This is a genomic window from Sphingomonas faeni (genome assembly GCF_023195535.1).
GTDB classification, from domain to species: Bacteria; Pseudomonadota; Alphaproteobacteria; order Sphingomonadales; family Sphingomonadaceae; genus Sphingomonas; species Sphingomonas faeni_B.
The window spans coordinates 99,539-121,385 of the sequence record NZ_JALPNF010000001.1 but is presented as its reverse complement, the minus strand read 5'-3'; the positions used below and the strand labels follow the sequence as shown (position 1 = coordinate 121,385).

The window sequence follows — 21,847 nt, the reverse complement described above, 5'->3', positions numbered from 1 at the left end:
GGACGATCTGATGGACCACCAAACCCCCTCCCCCGACACCCGCGAACACTTGGTCGTAATCGGCAACGGCATGGCCGGCTGTCGCGCGGTCGAGGAACTGATCGCGCGCGATCCGACCCGCTACCGCGTCACGATCTTCGGTGCCGAGCCGCATGTGAACTACAACCGGATCATGCTGTCGCCGGTGCTGGCGGGCGAGAAGACGTTCGAGCAGATCGTCATCAACGACCACGCCTGGTACGCGACCAACACGATCGAACTGGTGACGAGCGATCCGGTCCAGGCGATCGACCGCATCGCGAAGACCGTCACCGCGCGTTCGGGGCTGACCGTGTCGTACGACCGGCTGCTGATCGCGACCGGCTCCGATCCGTTCATCATCCCCGTCCCCGGCAAGGACCTGCCCGGCGTCATCTCGTTCCGCGACATGGGCGATGTCGATCACATGCTGGAGGCGGCCGGAAAGGGTGGCGCTGCGGTCGTCATCGGCGGCGGCCTGCTCGGACTGGAGGCAGCGCACGGCCTCACGCTGCGGGGAATGAAGGTCACGGTGATCCACCTCATGCCGACGCTGATGGAACGCCAGCTCGACGAGGCGGCGGGCTGGCTGCTGAAATCGGCGCTGGAGGCGCGCGGCCAGGTCATCCTGACCGAAGCGAACACCGCCGAGATCGTCGGCGACACCCATGTCGAAGGCGTGCGGCTCAAGGACGGCACGCTGATCCCCGCGAGCCTGGTCGTCATGGCCGTCGGCATCCGCCCCTCCGTCGCCCTCGCGCGCGACGCCGGACTGGAGATTGGCCGCGGGATCAAGGTCGACGACCATATGGTCACCAGCGACCCGTCGATCCTCGCGGTCGGCGAATGCGTCGAGCATGACGGCAACGTCTACGGCCTCGTCGCGCCGCTCTGGGACATGTGCCGCGCGCTCGCCGATGGATTGACCGACAGTCACAGCGGCTATCGCGGCTCGGTGACGTCGACCAAGCTGAAAGTCGCCGGGCTCGACGTGTTCTCGGCGGGCGATTTCTCGGGCGGCGGGGCGTGCGAGGACATCGTCCTGCGCGATGCGTCGCGCGGCATCTACAAGCGCGTCGTGGTCAAGGACGACCGGATCGTCGGCGCAGTGCTGTACGGCGATACGACGGACGGCGGCTGGTATTTCGACCTGCTCAAGCGGGCGGAAGACATCGCGCCGATCCGCGACATGCTGATCTTCGGCCAGTCGTTCGCCTCGGGAGGGGGCGCGGCGGACCCTAAGGCGGCCGTTGCGGCACTCTCCGACGATGCGGAGATCTGCGGCTGCAACGGCGTCACCAAGGGCAAGGTCGTGGCGTGCATCGGCGCGGGCAACGCGACGCTCGACGCGGTCCGCGCGACCTGCAAGGCGTCGGCATCGTGCGGATCGTGCACTGGGCTGGTCGAGACGCTGCTCGCGGTCACATTGGGCGATGAATATTCGGGTGAGCGTGACGTCAAGACGATGTGCAAATGCACCAGCTTCGGGCACGACGACGTCCGCCGCGAGATCGTCGCGCAGGGCATGCGATCGATCCCCGAGGTCATGCAGAAGATGAGCTGGTCGACGCCTGACGGGTGCTCGTCGTGCCGGCCCGCGCTCAATTACTATCTGCTCTGCGCGCTGCCGGGCGACTATAAGGACGACCAGCAGAGCCGGTTCGTCAACGAACGGCTGCACGCCAACATCCAGAAGGACGGCACCTATTCGGTCGTGCCGCGGATGTGGGGTGGCCTCACCAACCCGCGCGAGCTGCGCGCGATCGCCGATGTCGTCGAGAAATACGACGCACCGATGGTCAAGGTGACGGGCGGCCAGCGGCTCGACATCTTCGGGATCAAGAAGGAGGATCTGCCCGCGGTCTGGGCCGATCTCAACGCCGCCGGGATGGTCAGCGGGCATGCGTATGGCAAGAGCTTGCGCACCGTGAAGACCTGCGTCGGGTCGGACTGGTGCCGGTTCGGGACGCAGGATTCGACCGGGCTCGGCGTCAAGGTCGAGCGGATGACGTGGGGCTCGTGGATGCCGCACAAATTCAAGATCGCGGTCAGCGGCTGCCCGCGCAACTGCGCCGAGGCGACGATCAAGGATTTTGGCGTGGTCTGCGTCGACTCTGGCTACGAGCTGTCGGTCGGCGGAAACGGCGGGATCAAGGTCCGCGCGACCGACTTCCTGTGCAAGGTCGCGACCGAGGAAGAGGCGATGCACTATTGCGCCGCGTTCATCCAATTGTACCGCGAGGAGGCGCGCTATCTGGAGCGCACCGCGCCGTGGATCGAGCGGATCGGCGTCGAGTATATCCGCGAACGGATCGCCGAGGATCCCGAGGGTCGCGATGCGCTGGCGGCACGGTTCCTGTTCTCGCAACAGTTCACGCAGGACGATCCCTGGGCGGCGCGCGCGGCGGGCGAGCACCGCGAACAGCACGCCCCGATGGCGCGGTTCACGCCTCTTGACGCAACGAGGGAAATGGCATGATCGGCGAATGGCTCGATATCGGCTGGGTCGACGAGATCCCGGTCCGCGGCAGCCGCACCGTGCAGGTCACCGGCGGCGGCGACATCGCGGTGTTCCGGACCGGCGACGGCAAGGTGTTCGCGCTCGCCGACCGCTGTCCGCACAAGGGGGGACGGCTGTCGCAGGGGATCGTCCATGGCGGTGCGGTCGCGTGCCCGCTGCACAATTGGCGGATCGCACTGGATACGGGCGAGGCGCTAGGCGAGGATAAGGGGTGCACGCCGGTGATCCCGGTGAAGGTGTCGGGGGGGCGGGTGCTGCTGTGCCGCACCTCGACGATGAAAGCCGCCGCATGATCCTCCCCGGCACGGGGAGGGGGACCGCCGCAGGCGGTGGAGGGGGGCCTCCACGAAGGGGGACGCCTGTGGGAGGGACTCCACGAAGGGGGACGCCTGTGGAAGCCCCCCTCCACCATCCTTCGGATGGTCCCCCTCCCCGTGCCGGGGAGGATATCCGCACTACCTGCGCGTATTGTGGTGTTGGGTGCGGCATCCTCGCGACTCCGACCGGGAATCGAACCGTCACGATCAAGGGCGACCCGGATCACCCCGCCAACGCCGGCAAGCTCTGCTCCAAGGGCACCCATCTCGGCGAGACGATCGGGCTCGAAGGCCGCCTGCTCACCCCGATGATCGGCCAGCGCCGCGCATCCTGGGACAAGGCGCTCGACCTCGTCGCCAAACGCTTCCGCGACACGATCGCACAGCACGGGCCGAACAGCGTCGCGTTCTATGTTTCCGGACAACTACTCACCGAGGACTATTACGTCGCCAACAAGCTGATGAAGGGGTTCATCGGCTCGGCCAACATCGACACCAATTCGCGGCTCTGCATGGCGAGCGCGGTCGCCGGGCATATCCGCGCGTTCGGCGAGGATATCGTGCCCGCTGCTTACGACGATCTCGACGCCGCCGACCTGATCGTGCTGGTCGGATCGAACACCGCCTGGTGCCACCCGATCGTCTATCAACGTGTCCGTGCACGATGCGATGCCGGCGCGAAACTGGTCGTCATCGACCCGCGCCGGACCGAGACCGCAGACGAGGCCGACCTGCACCTCGCGATCAGGCCAGGCACCGACGTCGCGCTGATGAACGGGCTGCTGGCGTGGTGCCGCGACGCGGGGGTGGTGGATTACGACTATCTCGCCGCGCATGTCGCAACGCCCGACGCTTTCTGGGACCAGCTTGGCGAGGGCAGCGACCTGTGGTCGGTCGCGCGCACCTGCGATGTTCCGCCGCAGGACCTCAGGCGCTTCTTCGAACTGTTCGCCGCGACGCCGAAGACCGTGACGATGTTCAGCCAGGGCGTGAACCAGTCGCTGTCGGGCACCGATCAGGTCAACGCGATCACCAACCTCCACCTCGCGACCGGGCGGATTGGCAAGCCGGGTGCCGCCCCGTTCTCGATCACCGGCCAGCCCAACGCAATGGGCGGGCGCGAGGTCGGCGGGCTCGCCTCGTCACTCGCCGCGCACATGGATTTCGCACCCGAGAACGTCGCGCGGGTCGGCCGGTTCTGGGCCGCGCCCAACATGGCGACCAAGCCGGGGCTGAAGGCGGTCGACCTGTTCCGCGAGCTCGGCAACGGCCGGATCAAGGCGATCTGGGTGATGGCGACCAACCCCGCGGTGTCGATGCCCGATGCCGGCCGCGTCCGCGAGGCGCTGGCGGAGTGCCCGTTCGTCGTCGTGTCCGACGTGATCGAGACGACCGACACGTCGGTCCACGCGCATGTCCGCCTGCCCGCCGCGGCGTGGGGGGAGAAGGACGGCACCGTCACCAATTCCGACCGCACGATCAGCCGCCAGCGCGCCTTCATGGCCGCGCCGGGGGAGGCGAAACCCGATTGGTGGATCGTCACGCAGGTCGCGCGGCGGATGGGGTGGAAGACGGCGTTCCCCTATGATCGACCGGCCGAGATCTGGCGCGAGCATTGCCGGCTGTCGGCATACGAGAATGACGGCGCGCGACTGTTCACGCTCCCCGGCCATGCCGCCAAGGGCAATGCCGAGTATGACGCGATGCCACCGTTCCGCTGGGGTGGCACGCCATTTGCGGACGGCCGTTTCTCGACGCCCGACGGACGCGCGCGGCTGGTGCCGGTCGTGCAGAAGCCCGTCGCCGCACCGCTCGCGCAATGGCCGATGACCCTCAACACCGGGCGCTACCGCGACCAGTGGCACACGATGACCCGCACCGGCCTGTCGCCCAAGCTGGCGCGGCACCGTGAGGAGCCGCTGGTCGAGATCCACCCCGATGATGCATCCCGGTTAGGGATCGTCGACGGTGGCTTGGCCCGTGTGTCGACGCCGCAGGGCAACAGCGTCTTCCGCACGAGCGTCGCCGCGACGCAGCGGGTCGGCGAGCTGTTCGTGCCGATCCATTGGACCGATCGCACCGCGACCGGCGGTCGTGCTGGGCTGCTCCCTCGCCCGCTTGCCGATCCGATCTCGGGCCAGCCGGGGTTCAAGTCGACTCCCGTGCGGATCGAGCCGGTCGCGACCGAATGGCGCGGGTTCGTCGTGGTCCGCGGCGAACTGGCGACGCCCCCCGATTGCCTGTGGGCAACGCGCGTTGCGGTGCCGTGCGGAACGGCATGGGACATGGCGGGGAATGGCGACGCCGCCACGCTCGATGCGCTGCTGCCAAAGGGCCAGCGGACTGAGGCTGTCGATGCAGCACGCGGGAGCCGCCGGATCGCAGTCCTTGATGGTGGCAGGCTCGCCGGCGTCCTGTTCGTGACGCGTGACGGCACACTCCCGCCCCGCGACTGGCTCGTGGCACAACTGAGTGAGGCGGTTGCCGCGCCCACCCTGCTCGCAGGCCGAGCACCCGGCATGCAGGTCGACCGCGGGCCGATCGTCTGCGCCTGTTTCGATGTCGGGCTGAAGACCATCCTCACCGCGATCGCCGAGCAGCATCTCGCCAATGTCCCCGCGATCGGTGCGGCGCTGAAGGCCGGCACCAATTGCGGATCGTGCCGCCCTGCCCTCGCCAAACTCCTCGTCACGCAAGGATCAGCCCATGTCGCATGAATTCCCGCCCGGTTCGGTTTGGCTAGTCGGTGCCGGCCCCGGCGATCCCGACCTGCTGACGCGCAAGGCCGAACGGCTGATCGCGGCCGCAGACATCGTGTTCTACGACGCATTGGTCGGCGCGGGCGTCCTCGCGCTGATCCCCGAGGCAACCGAAACGGTGAGCGTCGGCAAGCGATCGGGGCGGCATTCCAAGGACCAGGTGTCGATCAACGTGCTGATCGACATCGCCGCGCTCGCCGGCAAGCGCGTCGTCCGGCTCAAGGGCGGCGACCCGTCGATCTTCGGCCGCTCGACCGAAGAGATGGATCATCTCGCCGCCAAGGGCATAGCGGTGAAGATATGCCCCGGCATCACCGCCGCGAGCGCCGCCGCAGCCTCGGGTGGCGCCTCGCTGACACTGCGTGGCATCGCGCGGAAGCTCACCTTCGTCACCGCGCACGCCCGCGTGGGCGAAGCGCTCGATCTCGACTGGACCGCACTCGCCGCACCCGATGCGACGCTCGCCGTCTACATGGGCCGCGCCGCCGCCGGCGAGATCGCGCGCAACCTGATCGCAGCCGGTCGCGCACCCGACACCGCGGTGATGGTCGCGGTCAACGTCTCGCTCCCGGACGAACGCATTATCCGAGGCCGGCTGTCCGCGCTTGCCTTCCTGGTCGAGACGATCAGCGACCACGATCCGTCGCTGCTGCTGATCGGCGAGGCGGTCGCAACGCCATGCGACGAACGCACGGGATCTTCCGGCCCGCTATCGACGGTGGTAGCTCGTGCGAAACAGACCCTGCCCGAGGGCAAGGCGCACTAGGGTCATTACCGCATCGATCATGGCCGGAAGACGACGGTGGCTGCGAGGGTGACGGCGACGACCGGCGCCGATTACCCGGTCCGCTAACGCCGCCGACGCGTCGCAAGAATGGTCAGCCCGCCGCACAGCGTCAGCGCTGCGAGCACCAGCATCACGGTGTCATAGTCGGTTGGCGTGGCTAGCGCCCAAGTCAACGTCGGCCCGAGCAGTGCCGGCAGCGTATTGGTCAGGTTGAGCAACCCCAGGTCTCGACCGCGGTGGCGCGGGTCGGGCAGCAATTGCATCGCGAACCCAGCGTGCAGTGCAAGGAAGACGGATTCGCCGGTAGCATAGACGCAGAACGCCGCCGCACCGCTTGTAAATCCATCCGCGAGCGCCATCCCGACCAGCCCGGCGGCGGCGACCAGCGCCGCGGCGAACAGGAACGGCTTGATGCGCCCCGACCGATCCGCGAGCCGGCCGACCAAGACCGCGATCGGCAAAGGCAGGGTGTAGGCGAGGATCATGACGGTCCCCATCCGTGCCGCGATCGTCGCCGGCGGCATCCCCGGCGCGACGCTTTCGAGATAATAGAGAAGATAGATGAACAGCGCGCTGCCCGCGACCTGGACGAACAGTCGCGCGACCCAGGCCAGCAACAGGTCGTGACGCGACATCGCCCCCCCCTCCGGTCTCGGGCCCGGATCGGCGATCGGGCGTACCCGCGTCAGCAACAGCGGAACCGTGCAACCCGCCACCACCGCCAGCACGATCGCCAGCCGCATCGCGTCCCCGAGCGACGCGGCCCCAACGAGGATCGCCGCGACCGTCGAGGCTACCGGATTCGCCATCGCCAGCAGGCCTCCCGCGACTCCCTTCTGCGCATCGGGCACCTCGTCCGCCATCATCGCCAGCATCGGCGCGAGCACCGCGTTTACCGCGACCTGGAACCCGATGACGGACAGGATCAGCGCGGTGGGTGTCGCAGCGACGGCGATCGCGCCATATGCCACCGCCGTCGCGACGACCCCGCCGGCGAGCCAGCCGCGCCGCCCGCCGCCCCGCGCGCGGGATCGGTCGCTGAGATAACCGAACAGCACATTGGCCACGCTGGCCGCCACCGCGCCGGCAATCGCGATCGCGGTCAGAACATCCAACCGCCGCAATCCCGCGACGGCCTGCACCTTGATCGGCAGCAACAAGGTCAGCAACGGGAGATAGGCGATGACTCCGCCGACATAGGCCAGCGCGAAGATCAGCAGGAAACCGGTCGAGCGACGGTCCGCCATGGCGACGGTGTCGGGGGAAGCGAGAGGGCGCGCCATCGCTTTCCCCCTAAGCCGCCCGAGGCTTGGCAGGCAACCGCGCTCGCCTTCCTCCGGCATGTCCCGCCGAGTATGAAGCCGGCAACCATCGCCACCGCGCCTTCATCTCCTGCGAAGGCAGGAGCCCAGTCTGGATTCTCTTCGCGGGGAACCAAGTCTAGTTCGCGTCTGGAAAATGCCGTCCGCGGATCGCTCCCGCCGGACCGGCAGGACTGTCACGACCGCGCGGGCCTTATGGCTTCATCGTTGCGGGCTCGAGCGTCGCCATCTGCTCCAACGTCCGATCCTGCGTATCGTGCGCCAGCAAGACGCGGCGCGTTTTACCCGTTTTCAGCGGGATGCGCGCAACAGCGTGGCGCGAGACCCCTTAGACATCTTCGGTTCCTCCCAGGGTTTGGCGGGGTTCTAAGGCGACAGTCCGTGACGGCATGTTGCCCCATTACCACTACTGACGACATAATTTGAGAACGTTCACAACGATAGCGCTACCGTGCTTGACTCGGAAACGCGGGCGGAGAATGTGAACGTTCACGGGAAGGCGCAACTCATAGCGCCGTCTACAGGGGAGGAATACCATGCGTGGCTTCGCAGCTCGCTCGCTTTCGCGTTTTGTCATCGGCACTTCGGCACTGGCGCTCGTCGGTCTGCCGGGTATCGCTTTGGCGCAGGACGCTGCCGCCACGGTCGGCAATCCCGGACCATCGGACATCGCCCCGCAGGCTGCCCCCGCCGATCCCAACGAGACCACCGACGACATCGTCGTGACCGGCATCCGCGCGTCGCTGCGCGAGGCGATCGATATCAAGCGCAACGGCCAGGGCGTGGTCGACGCGATTTCGTCCGAGGATATCGGCAAGTTCCCCGATACCAACCTCGCCGAGTCGCTCCAGCGCATCACCGGCGTGTCGATCGACCGCTCGAACGGCGAAGGCTCGACCGTCACGGTCCGCGGCTTCGGTCCCGAATACAACCTCGTCACGCTCAACGGTCGCCAGATGCCGACCTCGACGCTTGGCGACGGCGCCAGTGCGCCCGCATCGCGCTCGTTCGACTTCGCCAACCTGGCGTCCGAAGGCGTCGCCGCGGTCGAGGTCTACAAGACCGGCCGTGCCGCAGTGCCCTCGGGCGGGATCGGCTCGTCGATCAACATCCGTACCCCGCGTCCGCTCGACAAGCCGGGTACGCGCGGCAGCATCGCCGCCAAGGGCGTGCTCGACAGCTCGCGCAACGGCAAGGACCCGATCACGCCCGAAGTGTCGGGGATCCTGTCCACCACCTTCGCCGACGACCGGATCGGCGTTCTGTTCAGTGGCTCGTACCAGCGGCGCAAGGCGAGCAACAACTCGTCGGGCGTCGGCTTTCGCGACGGCTTCCTCGGCGCCGAGAACAACTGGGGTACGCTGGCACAGCCGGGTACGCCGGGGGCTGCGAACATCACCAATCGCCCCGGCCCGACCGATGTCTACGAGATCCCGCAAAGCGCCAACTACAACGTCGTCGACATCGATCGCGAGCGCATCAACGGCCAGCTCGTGTTGCAGGCCAAGCCGACCGACACGCTGACCGCGACGCTGGACTTCACCTATTCGAGCAACAAGGTCGAGGTGCGCGACAGCAGCGTCGGCATCTGGTTCAACTTCGGCGACACGCGCAGCGCGTGGACCGACGGCCCCTCGGCGGGCCCGATCTTCTATTCCGAGAATTTCGCGCCCGGCAAGGATCTGTCGTACAGCAGTTCGCTGAGCGCCAACAAGTCCGAGAACAAGTCGCTCGGCGGCAACCTGACCTGGGAAGCGCCCGGCAACGTCACGATGTCGCTCGACGCGCATCACTCGACCGCGGTTTCGAAGCCGACCAACGATTACGGCAGCAGCACGTCGATCGGCGGCGCGATCTTCGGCGTCCAGTCGCAGAGCGTCAATTTCGAGAAGGATCTGCCGATCATCTCGTACCAGATGTATCCGGGGATCGACCCGCTCAACGCGTCGCTCATCACGCCGACCGGCAACGCGTTCCGCAACGCGTATTTCAAGGACGAGATCAACCAGCTCCAGCTGAAGGGGCATTACGATCACGACGGCGATTTCCTGAGCAGCATCGACTGGGGCTTCTCCTATGTCGATAACAAGGTTCGATCGGCATACGGCTTCATCCAGAACGAGACCTGGGGCGGCATCGACCCGCGCGGCGCATCGTTCGGCGCAGCCGCGGTGCCCGACGATTTCTTCAACCTCACCAGCCTGCCCGACAAGTTCAAGGGCGTCGCCGGATCGAACGATCCCGCGCTGCCGTCGTCGATCTACACCTTCAACTTCGAGCAGATGGCCGAGTTGCTCCGCGCGCAGTATAATATCTGCAGCGCCCCGCAGACGGGTGTCGCGGCGCCCGGCACCTGCCTCGCCAATTACACCAACGATCGCCGCATCCGCGAGCGGACGATCTCGCCCTTCATCCAGTTCAACACCAAATTCTCGGTGTTCGACATGCCGGCACACATCATCGGCGGCATTCGGTACGACGAAACGCAGGTCGACTCGTCGGCGCTGGTGCCGATCCCGAATGGTACGCGCTGGACGGGCGCGAACGAATTCGCGCTTACCTACGGGGCCAATTCGTTCACCTCGCTGAAGGGCAAGTACAACAACTGGTTGCCCGCGGTCGATTTCGACATCGAACCGCTCCGCAACGTCAAGTTGCGCGCCTCGTACAGCCACACCATCACGCGCGCGGACTATGGCAGCCTGCAGGGTGGCCTGAACATCGACTCCAACCCGCGCATCGGCGGCGGCACCGGTAGCCAGGGCAACCCGAACCTGCTTCCCTTCAAGTCGAAGAACATCGATCTGTCGGCGGAATGGTATTACGGACCCGAAAGCTATATTTCGGTCGGGTACTTCAACAAGGACGTGAAGAACTTCATCGGCACGAACCAGTTGAACACGCCTGCGTTCGACCTGCGCAACCCGGGCTCCGGCCCCCGTTATCGTCAGGCAGTGGCGGCGCTGGGAACGACGGACAACCTCCAGGTTCGCGATTACATCCTGCGCAACTTCCCCGCCTCGTCGCAGGTCACCGGCACCAGCGATTCCGGGTTGTTGAACGGCAACATCTTCGGCCTGCCCGAAGACGATCTGTTCAATTTCCAGTTGAGCCAGCCGTTCAACAGCGACCAGACCGCCAACATCAACGGCTGGGAATTCGCGATCCAGCACCGGCTGTGGGAAACCGGGTTCGGCGTCATCCTGAACTACACCATCGTCAACGGCGACGCGAAATACGACAACACGCTCGACCCCAATGTCGGCCAGTTCGCGCTGACCGGGCTCAGCGACAGCGCCAACGCGGTCGCCTATTACGACAAGAACGGCATCCAGGCGCGTGTCGCCTATAACTGGCGCGGCGAGTTCTACGCCGGCGGTGCGTTCGACCCGACCTATGTCGAGGCGTACGGCCAGATCGACGCGAGCGCATCTGCCGAAGTGAAGAAGGGGCTGGCGGTGTTCGTGGAGGCCATCAACCTCACCGGCCAGGGTCGCCGCGGGCATCGCCGCTCGGACAATTTCGTCACCTTCGCGCAGCCCGGCTTTGCGCGATACTCGGCGGGGATGCGCTTCACCTTCTGAGGAGGCTGATCCTCCCCCGCAAGGGGGAGGTGGCAGGCGTAGCCTGACGGAGGGGGCGGTAGAGGACACATCCGTTGCGTGTCCTCCCCCTCCGTCACCTTCGGCGACACCTCCCCCTGGCGGGGGAGCATTGCTAGGGTATAGTGAGGCGATCGAAACCCTCGTCAGGATGACGGGTTAGGACAGGCTTCGGACGCGCATACTAAGGAGTAGACGGACAGACGATGGACGGGTCGATCGCCAACATCGTGATCGTGGGCGGCGGTACCGCCGGCTGGCTGGCCGCCTGCCTGATCGCCGCGCGGGCCGATTCCGGCGCCGCCCGGCCGATACGCGTGACTCTGGTTGAATCTCCCGACGTCGCGACGATCGGCGTCGGCGAAGGCACCTGGCCGACGATGCGCCGGACGCTCGAGCGGATCGGCATCACCGAGTCCGACTTCCTCTTGGCATGCGATGCCGCGTTCAAGCAGGGATCGCGGTTCGATGGCTGGCGCACCGGCGCACCCGACGACAGCTATTTCCACCCCTTCACCGCGCCGGTCGAGGGCGATCCGCGCGATATCGTCGCGGCCTGGGCAGAGCGCGGCGACCGGTTCGCCGACGCCGTCGGCGCGCAGGCCGAACTCTGCCGCCAGAACCTCGCACCGCGCCAACGGGTAATGCCCGATTATGCCGGCACGCAGAATTACGCGTACCATCTCGACGCCGGAAAGCTCGCCGCGCTGCTCATGCGCCATGCGACCGAGCGGCTGGGCGTGCGCCATGTCCGCGATCACGTCGTCGGGATCGATGCGACCGACGACGGCGACATCGCCGCGGTGCGGACGCGCGCGTCGGGCGCGATCGCCGGCGACCTGTTCCTCGATTGCACCGGCCACGCCGCGCTGCTGATCGAGGGGCATTACGGCGTCGCGTCCACCGATCGGGGCGGCGAACTGTTCAACGATCGCGCGCTCGCGGTGCAGCTGCCGGTCGCGCCCGACAGCGCGATCGCCTCGCAGACCAACGCCACCGCGCACGCGGCGGGCTGGATCTGGGACATCGGCCTGCCGACCCGGCGCGGCATCGGCTGCGTCTATTCGTCCGCGCATCTGAGCGACGATGCGGCGGCGGACACGCTGACCCGCTACCTGCGCGCCACCGCCCCCGACGCGCCGCCGCCGTCGTTTCGCCAGCTTCGGTTCCGATCGCGCCACCGCGACCGCTTCTGGCACCGCAACTGCCTCGCGGTCGGGCTGTCGGCCGGCTTTCTCGAACCGCTTGAGGCGTCGGCGATCGTGCTGATCGAATTGTCGCTCGATGCGCTGCTCGACAACTTCCCTACCACGCGCGGCACGATGGCCATCCACGCCGACCGCTTCAACGCGCTGTTCCGCTATCGCTGGGACCGGATCGTCGAGTTCCTGAAGCTGCATTACGTCCTCAGCGCGCGCGACGAACCCTATTGGCGCGACCACCGCGATCCGGCGTCGATCCCGCCACGGCTCGTCGAACTGCTCCAGCTCTGGCATTACCAGCCGCCGTCGCGCGCAGATTTTCCGATGATCGACGAGATCTTCCCCGCCGCCAGCTATCAGTATGTCCTGTACGGCATGGGCTTCCCCACACCGTCGCGCGGGCCGATCGCCACGGCGGACCGATCGCGCACGAACGGCTTGCTGGGCCAGGTCGATCAGCGCAGGCGGATGCTGACCGCTGGCCTGCCGACCAATCGCGCCTATCTTGATGCCCTGCGGCATGCGACCCTGCCCGCCATGGAACCGATCTGCTGATGCCCGACCACGCCATCCTCACTGCCGATGCCCACCGCGACCTGCGGATCCGCACCGAACGCGCGCCCGAACTGGGCGACGGACTCATGGCGTGCATCACCGTCCCGAGCGAGTTTCGCCGCGTCCAGACCGATTATCCGATCCTGTTCCAGCGCGACCAGGTACAGGGCAATGTCACCGCGGTTGCGCTGTTCGGGTTCGAGGAGGGCGAGAATCTGTTCCTCGTCGACGGCCGCTGGGACGCGCGCTATCGCCCGCTCGCGATCGACAGCCAGCCCTTCCTCGTCGGCCGCGGTGCCGATGGCTCGGACGTGCGTCAGGTCCATATCGACATGGCCAGCCCGCGCATTGCCGGGGACAGCGGCGAAGGCATGCGCGTGTTCGACGACACCGGGCGCCCGACGCCGTTTCTGGAACGGATCGCCGACCAGCTCCGCGCGCTCGACACCGACTTCGTCGCCTCGGCCGACTTCTTCGCGGCGGTGCAGCGCTACGACCTGCTCGAACCGCTGACGCTCGACGTCACGCTCGACGATGCCGCGAAGAACCGGCTGGTCGGGTTCCACGTCATCGACGAGGATCGGCTGGTCGCGCTCGACGACGCCGCGGTCGCCGACCTGCACGCCCGCGGCCACCTGATGCCGATCTTCATGGCGCTCGCCTCGCTCGGCAATATCGGCGCGCTGATCGCGCGCAAGAACCGCCGGATCGCGCATGGCTGAGGCGAGGTCCGGCATCTTCGCTGAGATGGCAGAGGTTCGCAAGATCGCGGTCGACAGTCCCGCCGACCTCGACCTGCGTCTGCGCGAGGCAACGACGCCGTTCATCGTGCGCGGGCTGATCGCCGACTGGCCGATGGTGCAGGCCGGTCGCCGATCGTCACGCGCGGCGCGCGACTATATCCAGCGTCACGCGCGCGACCTGCCGTTCGCGGTCTCGGTCGGGACGCCCGACAGCCGGGGGCGGCTGTTCTACGACGATACGCACGGGATGAACTTCCAGATGCTGCGCGCGAAACTGCCCGAGATCTTCGCGCGGATCGACGCCAACGAAGGCACCGCCGACGCGCACGCGATCTATCTCGCGTCGATCGACCTGCAGCAGTTCTTCGCCGGGCTGCACGAGGCGAACCATGTCGATCTCGGCGCGCGGACGCCGCTCGCCAGCATCTGGATGGGCACCCGCACGCGGATCGCGGCGCATAACGATGTCCCCGACAACCTCGCCTGCGTCGCGGTCGGCCGGCGGCGCTTCACGGTCTTCCCGCGCGACCAGTTCCGCAACCTCTACCTTGGCCCGGTCGACAACACGCCGGCGGGCCGCGCGGTCAGCATGGTCGATTTCCACGATCCCGATTACGCCGCGCATCCCAGGTTTCGCGAGGCGCTGGCGCATGCGCAGGTCGCCGAGCTCGAGGCGGGCGACGCGCTCTATATCCCGGCGATGTGGTGGCACCATGTCGAGGGACTGTCCGACTTCAACGTGCTGGTGAATTACTGGTGGCGCGAAAGCCCGCGCTGGCTCGGCCAGCCGCAGGATGCGCTGAACCACGCGATGCTGGCGATCCGCGATCTGCCCGCCGACGAGAAGCAGCACTGGCGCGAGATGTTCGACCATTACGTCTTCACCAACGGGCCCGACGTCATGGACCATATCCCCGAACCGGCGCGCGGCGTGCTCGCGCCGCTTACCCCCGACACCGCTGGTCGCCTCCGTGCCTTCCTCCTGAGAGCGCTCAGCCGATGACCGAACACCCAATGCGCCGCATCGTGATTGCCGGCGGCGGCACCGCCGGCTGGATGGCCGCCGCCGCGATCGCCCGCACGATGGGCAGCACGATCGAACTCACCCTTGTGGAGTCCGACGCGATCGGCACCGTCGGCGTCGGCGAATCGACAATCCCGCCGATGATCACCTTCAACCGCCTGCTCGGGATCAACGAGGCCGAGTTCATGCGCGAGACGCAGGCGACGTTCAAACTCGGCATCCTGTTCGACGACTGGAAGGTCCGCGGCGAAAGCTATTTCCACTCGTTCGGGATCACCGGCAAGGATCACTGGTCCGCGGGCTTCCAGCATTTCTGGCTGCACGGCCTGACCAAGGGGCATGACCAGCCCTATGACGATTATTGCCTCGAACTGCGCGCGGCGTTGCAGGGCAAGTTCGCGCATCTCCCCGACGACCGCATGAACTACGCGTATCAGCTCGATTCGACGCGCTACGCGAAATATCTGCGGGGAATGGCCGAAGCGGACGGCACGCGCCGCCTCGAAGGCAAGATCGCGCAGGTCGAGCTGAACGGCGAGAGTGGCGACATCGCCGCGCTGGTGCTCGAGTCCGGTGCGCGGATCGAGGGCGACCTGTTCCTCGACTGCACCGGCTTTCGCGCGCTGCTGATCGAGGGTGCGCTGCATGCCGGGTTCGACGACTGGACGCATTATCTGCCGTGCGATTCCGCGATTGCGATCCAGACCGAGAGCGTCCGCCCGGCCCTCCCCTATACGCGGGCGATGGCGCACGACGCGGGCTGGCAATGGCGCATCCCGCTCCAGCATCGCACCGGCAACGGCTTGGTCTATTGCAGCCGCTATCTCGACCGCGATGCCGCGCTCGACCGGCTGCTCGGCAATATCGAGGGCAAGACGCTCACCGAGCCGAACATGATCCGCTTCGTCACCGGCGCTCGGCGCCAGCAATGGCATCGCAACTGCATCGCGATCGGGCTGTCGGGCGGGTTCATGGAGCCGCTCGAATCGACCAGCATCCACCTGATCCAGCGCGCGGTGTTGCGGCTGTTGCGTCTGTTCCCGTCGGGCGCGGTCAGTCCGCGCGACGTCGCCGAGTTCAACGACCAGCAGCATACCGACATGCTGCAGATCCGCGATTTCCTGATCCTGCACTACAAGGCGACCGAGCGCCGCGACAGCGCGTTCTGGCGGCACTGCGCGGCAATGCCGATCCCGGAGTCGCTGGAACAGAAGATCGAGCTGTTCCGCGAAACCGGCCGCGTGTTCCGCAAGAACGAAGAGCTGTTCGCGGAGAATAGCTGGGTGCAGGTGATGCTCGGCCAGGGAATCGTGCCGCAAAGCTATCACCCGATCGCGACCAAGCTGCGCGACGAGGAACTGGCGCGGCTGCTCGGCGGCCTGCGCGACGGCACCAACGCGACGGTCGCGGGGCTGCCCGAGCACGCCGCCTATGTCGCGCGCTACTGCGGCACTGCGCCCGCCCCTGCCCCCTCGCCCGTCCTTGCAGCCTGAGTTCAGACGCATGGCAAGGCGACGTCAGGCGGTAACGATCAAGCATGTCGCGGCGGATGCGGGCGTTTCGCTGCAAACCGTCAGCCGCGTGGTGAACAAGGACTCGGGCGTCCGCCCCGAGATGATGCAACGCGTGCAGGCGTCGATCGACAAGCTCGGCTACGTCCCGTCGATCGCTGCGCAGCGCATGGGCGGCTCGCGCTCGTATTTGATCCTGGCGCTCAACGACCGCGAGCGGACGATCGCCGACTGGCGCGCGCGGCAGGGCACCGACTGGTTCGACCAGATGATGCTGGGCGGGATGCTGACCTGCGCCGAACACGGCTATCGGCTGATCGTCGAGCTGGTCGACACGCACAGCGACCATATCGAGCGCGAGCTGATGGCGGCGATCGCGGCGCTGCAACCCGACGGCGTGATCCTGACGCCGCCGCATTCGGGCAACCCGCTGATCATCAACCTGCTCGAGGCGCAGGGCATCAGCTTCGCGCGGATAGGCTCGCTGACCGAAGGGCCCGGGATCCGGCTTATCATGGACGACACGCGAGCGGCGCGAATCGCGACCGAGCATTTGCTCGAACTGGGTCACACACGGATCGGTTTTATCGCCGGACCCGCCGAATATGAACTGAGCGCGTGGCGGGTCGATGGCTGGCGCGCGGCGATGGCGGCGGCGGGGCTAGCGACCGACGACCTGCTCGCGGTCGGCGACTTCAGCCACGCGTCGGGACGCACGGCTACGGCACAGTTGCTGGCGCTGGCCAAACCGCCGACCGCGATCATCGCGAGCAACGATCAGATGACACTCGCAACGCTCGAACTGGCGCGCGAACGTGGCCTCGCGGTGCCCGACGACCTGTCGCTGGTCAGCTTCGACGACACTCCGATCATCCGCCTGGCGCATCCGCCCCTGACCGCCATCGTCCAGCCGATCGCCGAAGTCACCGCACAGGCCGTCAACCTCATCATCGCCGATCACGCCAACGGACCGACGCTCGTTATGCCGCTGACGGTACCCGCGTCGATGACGATACGCTCTTCCACGTCCGCGCGCAGGCGGCGGTAGGTCAGGGATGAGCGCAGTCGGCGACTAACGTAAGCGCCGCGTCCGTCGTGCTAAATCTCGCATCGCGACTGGGGCGCGAGGGCCATGCGATCAGCTATACGGCCGTCATCGCTGGCTCCCAGCGTACCACGCTATGCACAGGCCCGCGGCGTGCAACTGAGGGTCGTGTCATGCAGCCTTGGGATTTTATCTCGCTCAATCCAGACCGAGTGCATGCCGGATGATGTAGTGAAGATCCGTCTGGTCTAGCAGTCCCGACACGTTGACCGCATGCGGACCATAGGCCGCGATGCGCAGCTGTGTGCCGGTATGTTCCTGTGAGCCCTCCTCGGCCGTGCCGTAACTGACCGTCATGACGCCGCCCTCGCGCGTGTTGATCGCGGCGGTGAGGCCCGGCGCGCGGGCGCCGTTGCCGATGATCTGGCTGGTATGTGCGTGATCGGCGGTGACGATCACCAGGGTATGCCCGTCAGCCTTGGCGAATTCCAGCGCGACCTGCACCGATTCGTCGAGATCGACCGTCTCGCCGATCTGGCCGCACGGATTGGCGGCATGATCCTGCTTGTCGATCGACGCGCCTTCGACCTGCAGGAAGAAGCCCTTGGGCCGGTTCTTGAGCAAAGCGATCGCCTTGCGGGTTATCGCCGCCAGATTGGGGGCCGTAGCCAGGCGTTGCGGGTTGGGCTGGCAGGTGATGGCGGGCTTGTCGATGTTGCCGTGGTGGCTGGCGCGCGGACCGGTCCAGCGCACCGGCATGTTGCCGTCGGCGAACAGTCCGATCAGCGGCTGCGTGTCGTCGGCGCGGGAGACGGCGTCGAGCTCGGCCGCATTGCGGACGATGCGATAGCCCCTCGCCTGCGCCTGCTGGAAGAGTGTCTTGCCCTTGTACCGGCCTGCCGTTGCCGCCTCGGCAAAGCTTGCTGCGCCGCCGCCCAGCACCAGGTCGGCGCGGGTATCGAGCAACTGTTCGGTGATCGAACCGGCGCCGCCATTCTCCAGCGCGTTTTGCGGGCAGAGTGTGCTCGTCGCGGCCGGCGCGTAGCATTTGCGCTGCGCGACATGAGCGATCTGCGCGCCCGGCGTGGCGTCCTGGATTTCCGAGGTGGATACATCGCCGGTGGCGAGCCCGGCCGACTTGGCGCGCTCGAGCAGCGTCTTGTGCGGCTTGCCATAGATATCGACGCCGATCGCGCCGTTATAGCTCTTGACCCCCGATGCCCATGCGGTCGCCGAGGCCGCGCTGTCGGTCACGTAATTGGGTTTGCCGGTTTCCCGGTCGAGCGAATAATGCGTGTACTGGCCGGTGAAGGGCAGCGAATCGATGCCCTTGAAATAGCCGCCCGCCCCTTCGGCATAGTTGCGCGCGATGGTGATCTCGGAATCCCCCATGCCATCGCCGATCAGCAGGATGACGTTGCGCACTTCGCTCGTGTCGGCGAGCGCACGATAGGTTTCGCGCATGTCGCCGGGAAGACGCCGTGCGCCGCCGGGCGCGCGCACATCGCCGCGCGCCGCGCGCGACAGATCGGGTGCGGCCCGCCGGGCGACCGCGGGCTGGACGGACGCGGCGAGCAGCGCAGCAAGGGCGATATGCGAGATCATGGGGATGCTCCGGAACTGGATATGGCATGGCAGGCCCCGCCTTCGCGGCAGGGCCTGCGGAGGATCAGAACTGCCCGCGGACGCCCAGGCTGATGCGGCTGCCCGAGGCTTCGTAGGTCGTCGGAAAGGACGGATCCATCGTGTAGCCGGTGGTCTTCGCGTTCCCGACGTTTATGCCCTGCAGCTCGACGCGGAAGTTGCGCGTCACCTGATAGCTGGCGGCGACGTCGAACTGACCGTACGCATCCCGGTACACCGGATACATGTTACGCTCGATCCGCTCCACATAGGCGCCCTTGCGGTTGTACGAGGCGCGCAGCGAGAGCGGCCCCTTGTCGTAAAAGACCGTGGCATTGTACGTCTTGTCGGCAAGACCGATCGGCGAGGTATCGATGCCGAGGTCGGATTCGCCGGTGAGCGAGCTGTCGAGGAAGGTGGCGTTGGCGTTGATGCCGAAGCCGTCCGCCCAATCCGCAAACATGCCAAACGGGATCACCGCGTTCACCTCGACGCCGCTGACCTTGTAAGACCCCTCGGCGTTGACGGGCTGGTAGACGTCGAACTCGTAGACGCCGTTGACCGAGCCGTTGGCGTTGTAGACCGTCACGCCGGGCACCACACCGGTCAGCTGGCTCTGCACCACCCCCTTGATCTTCTTCCAGAAATAGGACGCTGCCAGAATGCCGCCGCGGGGGAGATATTTCTCGACGCCGACTTCCCACTGGTCGGCCAAAGTGGGCTCCAGACCCGGATTGCCATCGGTGTAGCGAAAATTGCCGATGCTCGCGATCCGTTTGTAGGCAAGATCGGTCAACGCCGGACGGATCAGCGTTTGCGAGGCCGCGGCGCGCAGGAACAGGCTGTCGGTGAGCTCGGCATGCGCGTTGAACGACGGCAGGAACTTTTCATATCTGCCGTCGCTGGACACCGGCGCAGGCGTCAGCCCGATCGAGCCGTTCGGGTTCTGGACCTGCTGGAAGCCTTCCGAATGGATGCTGGTGCGCAGATAGCGGCCGCCGACATTGACGAACACCGGCACGGCCACGGTGAATTCGAGGTCGACCATCGCATAACCGGCGATCGTCTCTTCCTGGACCTTGTAATAATTGGCGTCGTTGAACGGCGTGACGAACCCGTCCGGCCGGAAGAAGTCGCGCGCATAGGCATTGGAAACCTGCGCCCAGCTAAGGTCGCGTGCCTGATAGCTCTTGCCGCCTGTGATGTCGGTCACGTTCTCGAGCGGGCTGTCGCCCAGCTTACGGACATTGACATAGGCCGTGCTGCCACGCGTCGGGCCCTGGATCTTCTCCTCGCCATATTCGCGCTCGTTGCTTTTGTTGGTGTAGCGGCCGCCGAAGTTGAAGCGCTTGAGCAAGGACGTTTCGAAATTATAGCTCAGATCGATCTGCGCGGCGTATTTGTCGTCCTTGATCTGCTCGCGAAAGGTTTCATACGCCTCGAACAGATAGGCGTTCGGCGCATTGTACATGTCGATCGTGCGCGGATTGGCGCTCGGGATCGTCTCGCCGCCATTCTCGGTATAGCGGGTGCGCGACGGCGCATAGGCGACGTGCTTGAGGTTCGAGGTATCGAGTGTTTTCTTCGCGCCGGAATAGCCGCCCAGCGCATTGATCTTCCAGTTGCCCGTCGACCAGTTCATTTCGCTGCCGAACTGGCGATAGTCGGTCTCGTTGATATATTCCTTGCTCAGGAATTCATGCTGCGTGTTGGTGTACGAGACATCGCGCAGCACGACGATGCCGCTGTCGGCCAGCGTCGTGGCGTCGAAATCGTGGATCGTCTCGAGCGTCGAGTTGCTCGACGCCGCATAGCCGGCCGCATCATATTCGTCCTCGGTCGTATCGTACGAGCCGAGAAACGCGTCGAAGGCGATATTGAAATTGTCGCTCGGCTTATATTGCACCGAACCCGACAGGCCGAGGCGATCCTGATCGTTCTGGTAGACGCGGTCGCCGACCTTATCGAGAAACACGATCTTGTTCTTGTCGGCATTGGCAAACGTGATGCCGGCGTCGCGCTGCAGCACGGCGATCGCCTGGTTGCGGTAGACGGTGCCGGTACGATCGGTCCAGCGCGCGATCGGCCGGAAGTTGATGCCCGAATTCGAGTCGGTGCGGTTGCTGCGCTGCTGCTTGGCGACCGAGACCAGCACGCCGAAGTCGCCAAAGGTCTTGCTGCCGAGGAACGAGAAGTTGGGGTCGATCTTCTCGGAGATCGAATTGTACGCGCCGTCGGCGCTGCCCACCAGGCGCAGCCCGGGATTATCGAAAGGCCGCGCGGTACGGATCAGCACCGAGCCGGCGATGCCGCCTTCCTCGTCTGCCGCCACCGGCGACTTCTGCACCGTGACGGACTGAATCAGTTCGGAGGCGAAGATGTCGAATTCCACGTCGCGCCCGCCCGAACCCGAGGCGGTCGCCAGCTTGTTGATCGACACGAAAGTAAATTCGCTCGGCAGGCCGCGGACGTTGACGCGCGTGCCAAGGCCTCGTTCGCGCTCGATCGTCACGCCGGGCACGCGTTGCAGCGCTTCGGAGAGGTTCTGCTCGGGGAAATCGGCGATATCGGTGGCGATGATCGAGTCCGAAAAGCCGATCGTGTTGCGCTTCATGTCGATGGCTTCTTCGAGGCTGCGACGGTACCCGGAGACGACGATCTCCTCCCCCGTCTCGGTCTCCTGGTCGACTAAAGCCGGTACGGTCTGCGCGACGGCTGGGGCCACGGATAGTGCTACGACCGCCGTTCCCAGCAGAAGGGGCGTTATGCGATCGACATGCTTAAAACTACGAATCATTTTCTGCTTCCCCCGGTACTT

General features: G+C 66.2%; 13 protein-coding genes. 10 read left to right on the top strand and 3 right to left on the bottom strand.

The window, feature by feature from the left end:
- Positions 1-10 precede the first annotated feature (10 nt).
- From nirB to cobA, 4 genes are all read left to right on the top strand, one after another.
- Complete coding sequence (gene nirB / locus SPHN_RS00515) at positions 11-2,497, top strand: nitrite reductase large subunit NirB (RefSeq protein ID WP_248520535.1); 2,487 nt, start codon at positions 11-13, stop codon at positions 2,495-2,497.
- Positions 2,494-2,832: a nitrite reductase small subunit NirD gene (gene nirD, locus SPHN_RS00510; protein WP_248520534.1), complete on the top strand. Its 339-nt coding sequence runs from the start codon at positions 2,494-2,496 to the stop codon at positions 2,830-2,832. Before nirB ends, nirD begins: the two co-directional genes overlap by 4 nt.
- Positions 2,833-2,930: 98 nt before the next feature.
- Entirely contained in the window at positions 2,931-5,573 is a 2,643-nt protein-coding gene (locus SPHN_RS00505; protein ID WP_248520533.1) for a molybdopterin-dependent oxidoreductase, read from the top strand.
- Positions 5,563-6,381 (top strand): uroporphyrinogen-III C-methyltransferase, encoded by an 819-nt coding sequence (gene cobA / locus SPHN_RS00500; RefSeq protein WP_248520532.1) that lies wholly within the window; start codon positions 5,563-5,565, stop codon positions 6,379-6,381. The genes SPHN_RS00505 and cobA overlap by 11 nt, the downstream gene beginning before the upstream one ends.
- An 83-nt stretch (positions 6,382-6,464) precedes the next feature.
- Here cobA and SPHN_RS00495 read toward each other — a convergent pair whose 3' ends face one another.
- Positions 6,465-7,685 carry an MFS transporter gene (locus SPHN_RS00495; protein ID WP_248520531.1) on the bottom strand — a complete coding sequence of 407 codons (1,221 nt, stop codon included), beginning with the start codon at positions 7,683-7,685 and terminating at the stop codon, positions 6,465-6,467.
- A gap of 575 nt (positions 7,686-8,260) precedes the next feature.
- On the opposite strand from SPHN_RS00495, the gene SPHN_RS00490 reads away from it, so the two are divergent.
- The 6 genes from SPHN_RS00490 to SPHN_RS00465 all read left to right on the top strand — a co-directional run bounded on the left by SPHN_RS00490 (position 8,261) and on the right by SPHN_RS00465 (position 17,409).
- Positions 8,261-11,308, top strand: coding sequence for a TonB-dependent receptor (locus SPHN_RS00490; RefSeq protein ID WP_248520530.1), 3,048 nt, complete (start codon positions 8,261-8,263; stop codon positions 11,306-11,308).
- A gap of 224 nt (positions 11,309-11,532) precedes the next feature.
- Positions 11,533-13,083: a tryptophan halogenase family protein gene (locus SPHN_RS00485; protein ID WP_248520529.1), complete on the top strand. Its 1,551-nt coding sequence runs from the start codon at positions 11,533-11,535 to the stop codon at positions 13,081-13,083.
- On the top strand, positions 13,083-13,805 hold the full coding sequence (locus tag SPHN_RS00480; RefSeq protein ID WP_248520528.1) for a SapC family protein: 723 nt from the start codon (positions 13,083-13,085) through the stop codon (positions 13,803-13,805). Before SPHN_RS00485 ends, SPHN_RS00480 begins: the two co-directional genes overlap by 1 nt.
- The gene (locus tag SPHN_RS00475; RefSeq protein ID WP_248520527.1) at positions 13,798-14,829 is read left to right on the top strand and encodes a cupin-like domain-containing protein; all 1,032 of its coding nucleotides are present in this window, start codon (positions 13,798-13,800) and stop codon (positions 14,827-14,829) included. The genes SPHN_RS00480 and SPHN_RS00475 overlap by 8 nt, the downstream gene beginning before the upstream one ends.
- Positions 14,826-16,343, top strand: coding sequence for a tryptophan halogenase family protein (locus SPHN_RS00470; RefSeq protein WP_248520526.1), 1,518 nt, complete (start codon positions 14,826-14,828; stop codon positions 16,341-16,343). Before SPHN_RS00475 ends, SPHN_RS00470 begins: the two co-directional genes overlap by 4 nt.
- A gap of 10 nt (positions 16,344-16,353) precedes the next feature.
- Positions 16,354-17,409, top strand: coding sequence for a LacI family DNA-binding transcriptional regulator (locus SPHN_RS00465; RefSeq protein ID WP_248520525.1), 1,056 nt, complete (start codon positions 16,354-16,356; stop codon positions 17,407-17,409).
- Between the two features lie 195 nt (positions 17,410-17,604).
- Here the strand turns inward: SPHN_RS00465 and phoA are convergent, their stop codons facing one another.
- Entirely contained in the window at positions 17,605-19,011 is a 1,407-nt protein-coding gene (gene phoA / locus SPHN_RS00460; protein WP_248520523.1) for an alkaline phosphatase, read from the bottom strand.
- 64 nt (positions 19,012-19,075) lie between these two features.
- Positions 19,076-21,754, bottom strand: a complete 2,679-nt coding sequence (locus SPHN_RS00455; RefSeq protein WP_248520521.1) for a TonB-dependent receptor — start codon at positions 21,752-21,754, stop codon at positions 19,076-19,078.
- Between the last annotated feature and the right edge of the window lie 93 nt (positions 21,755-21,847).

Excerpts from the sequence above, each read along its gene's own strand:
- SPHN_RS00485 (WP_248520529.1), top strand. The coding sequence starts at position 11,533 with ATGGACGGGTCGATCGCCAACATCGTGATCGTGGGCGGCGGTACCGCC.
- SPHN_RS00495 (WP_248520531.1), bottom strand. The coding sequence starts at position 7,685 with ATGGCGCGCCCTCTCGCTTCCCCCGACACCGTCGCCATGGCGGACCGT.
- SPHN_RS00480 (WP_248520528.1), top strand. The coding sequence starts at position 13,083 with ATGCCCGACCACGCCATCCTCACTGCCGATGCCCACCGCGACCTGCGG.
- phoA (WP_248520523.1), bottom strand. The coding sequence starts at position 19,011 with ATGATCTCGCATATCGCCCTTGCTGCGCTGCTCGCCGCGTCCGTCCAG.
- cobA (WP_248520532.1), top strand. The coding sequence starts at position 5,563 with ATGTCGCATGAATTCCCGCCCGGTTCGGTTTGGCTAGTCGGTGCCGGC.
- SPHN_RS00465 (WP_248520525.1), top strand. The coding sequence starts at position 16,354 with ATGGCAAGGCGACGTCAGGCGGTAACGATCAAGCATGTCGCGGCGGAT.
- SPHN_RS00490 (WP_248520530.1), top strand. The coding sequence starts at position 8,261 with ATGCGTGGCTTCGCAGCTCGCTCGCTTTCGCGTTTTGTCATCGGCACT.
- nirB (WP_248520535.1), top strand. The coding sequence starts at position 11 with ATGGACCACCAAACCCCCTCCCCCGACACCCGCGAACACTTGGTCGTA.
- SPHN_RS00475 (WP_248520527.1), top strand. The coding sequence starts at position 13,798 with ATGGCTGAGGCGAGGTCCGGCATCTTCGCTGAGATGGCAGAGGTTCGC.
- SPHN_RS00470 (WP_248520526.1), top strand. The coding sequence starts at position 14,826 with ATGACCGAACACCCAATGCGCCGCATCGTGATTGCCGGCGGCGGCACC.
- nirD (WP_248520534.1), top strand. The coding sequence starts at position 2,494 with ATGATCGGCGAATGGCTCGATATCGGCTGGGTCGACGAGATCCCGGTC.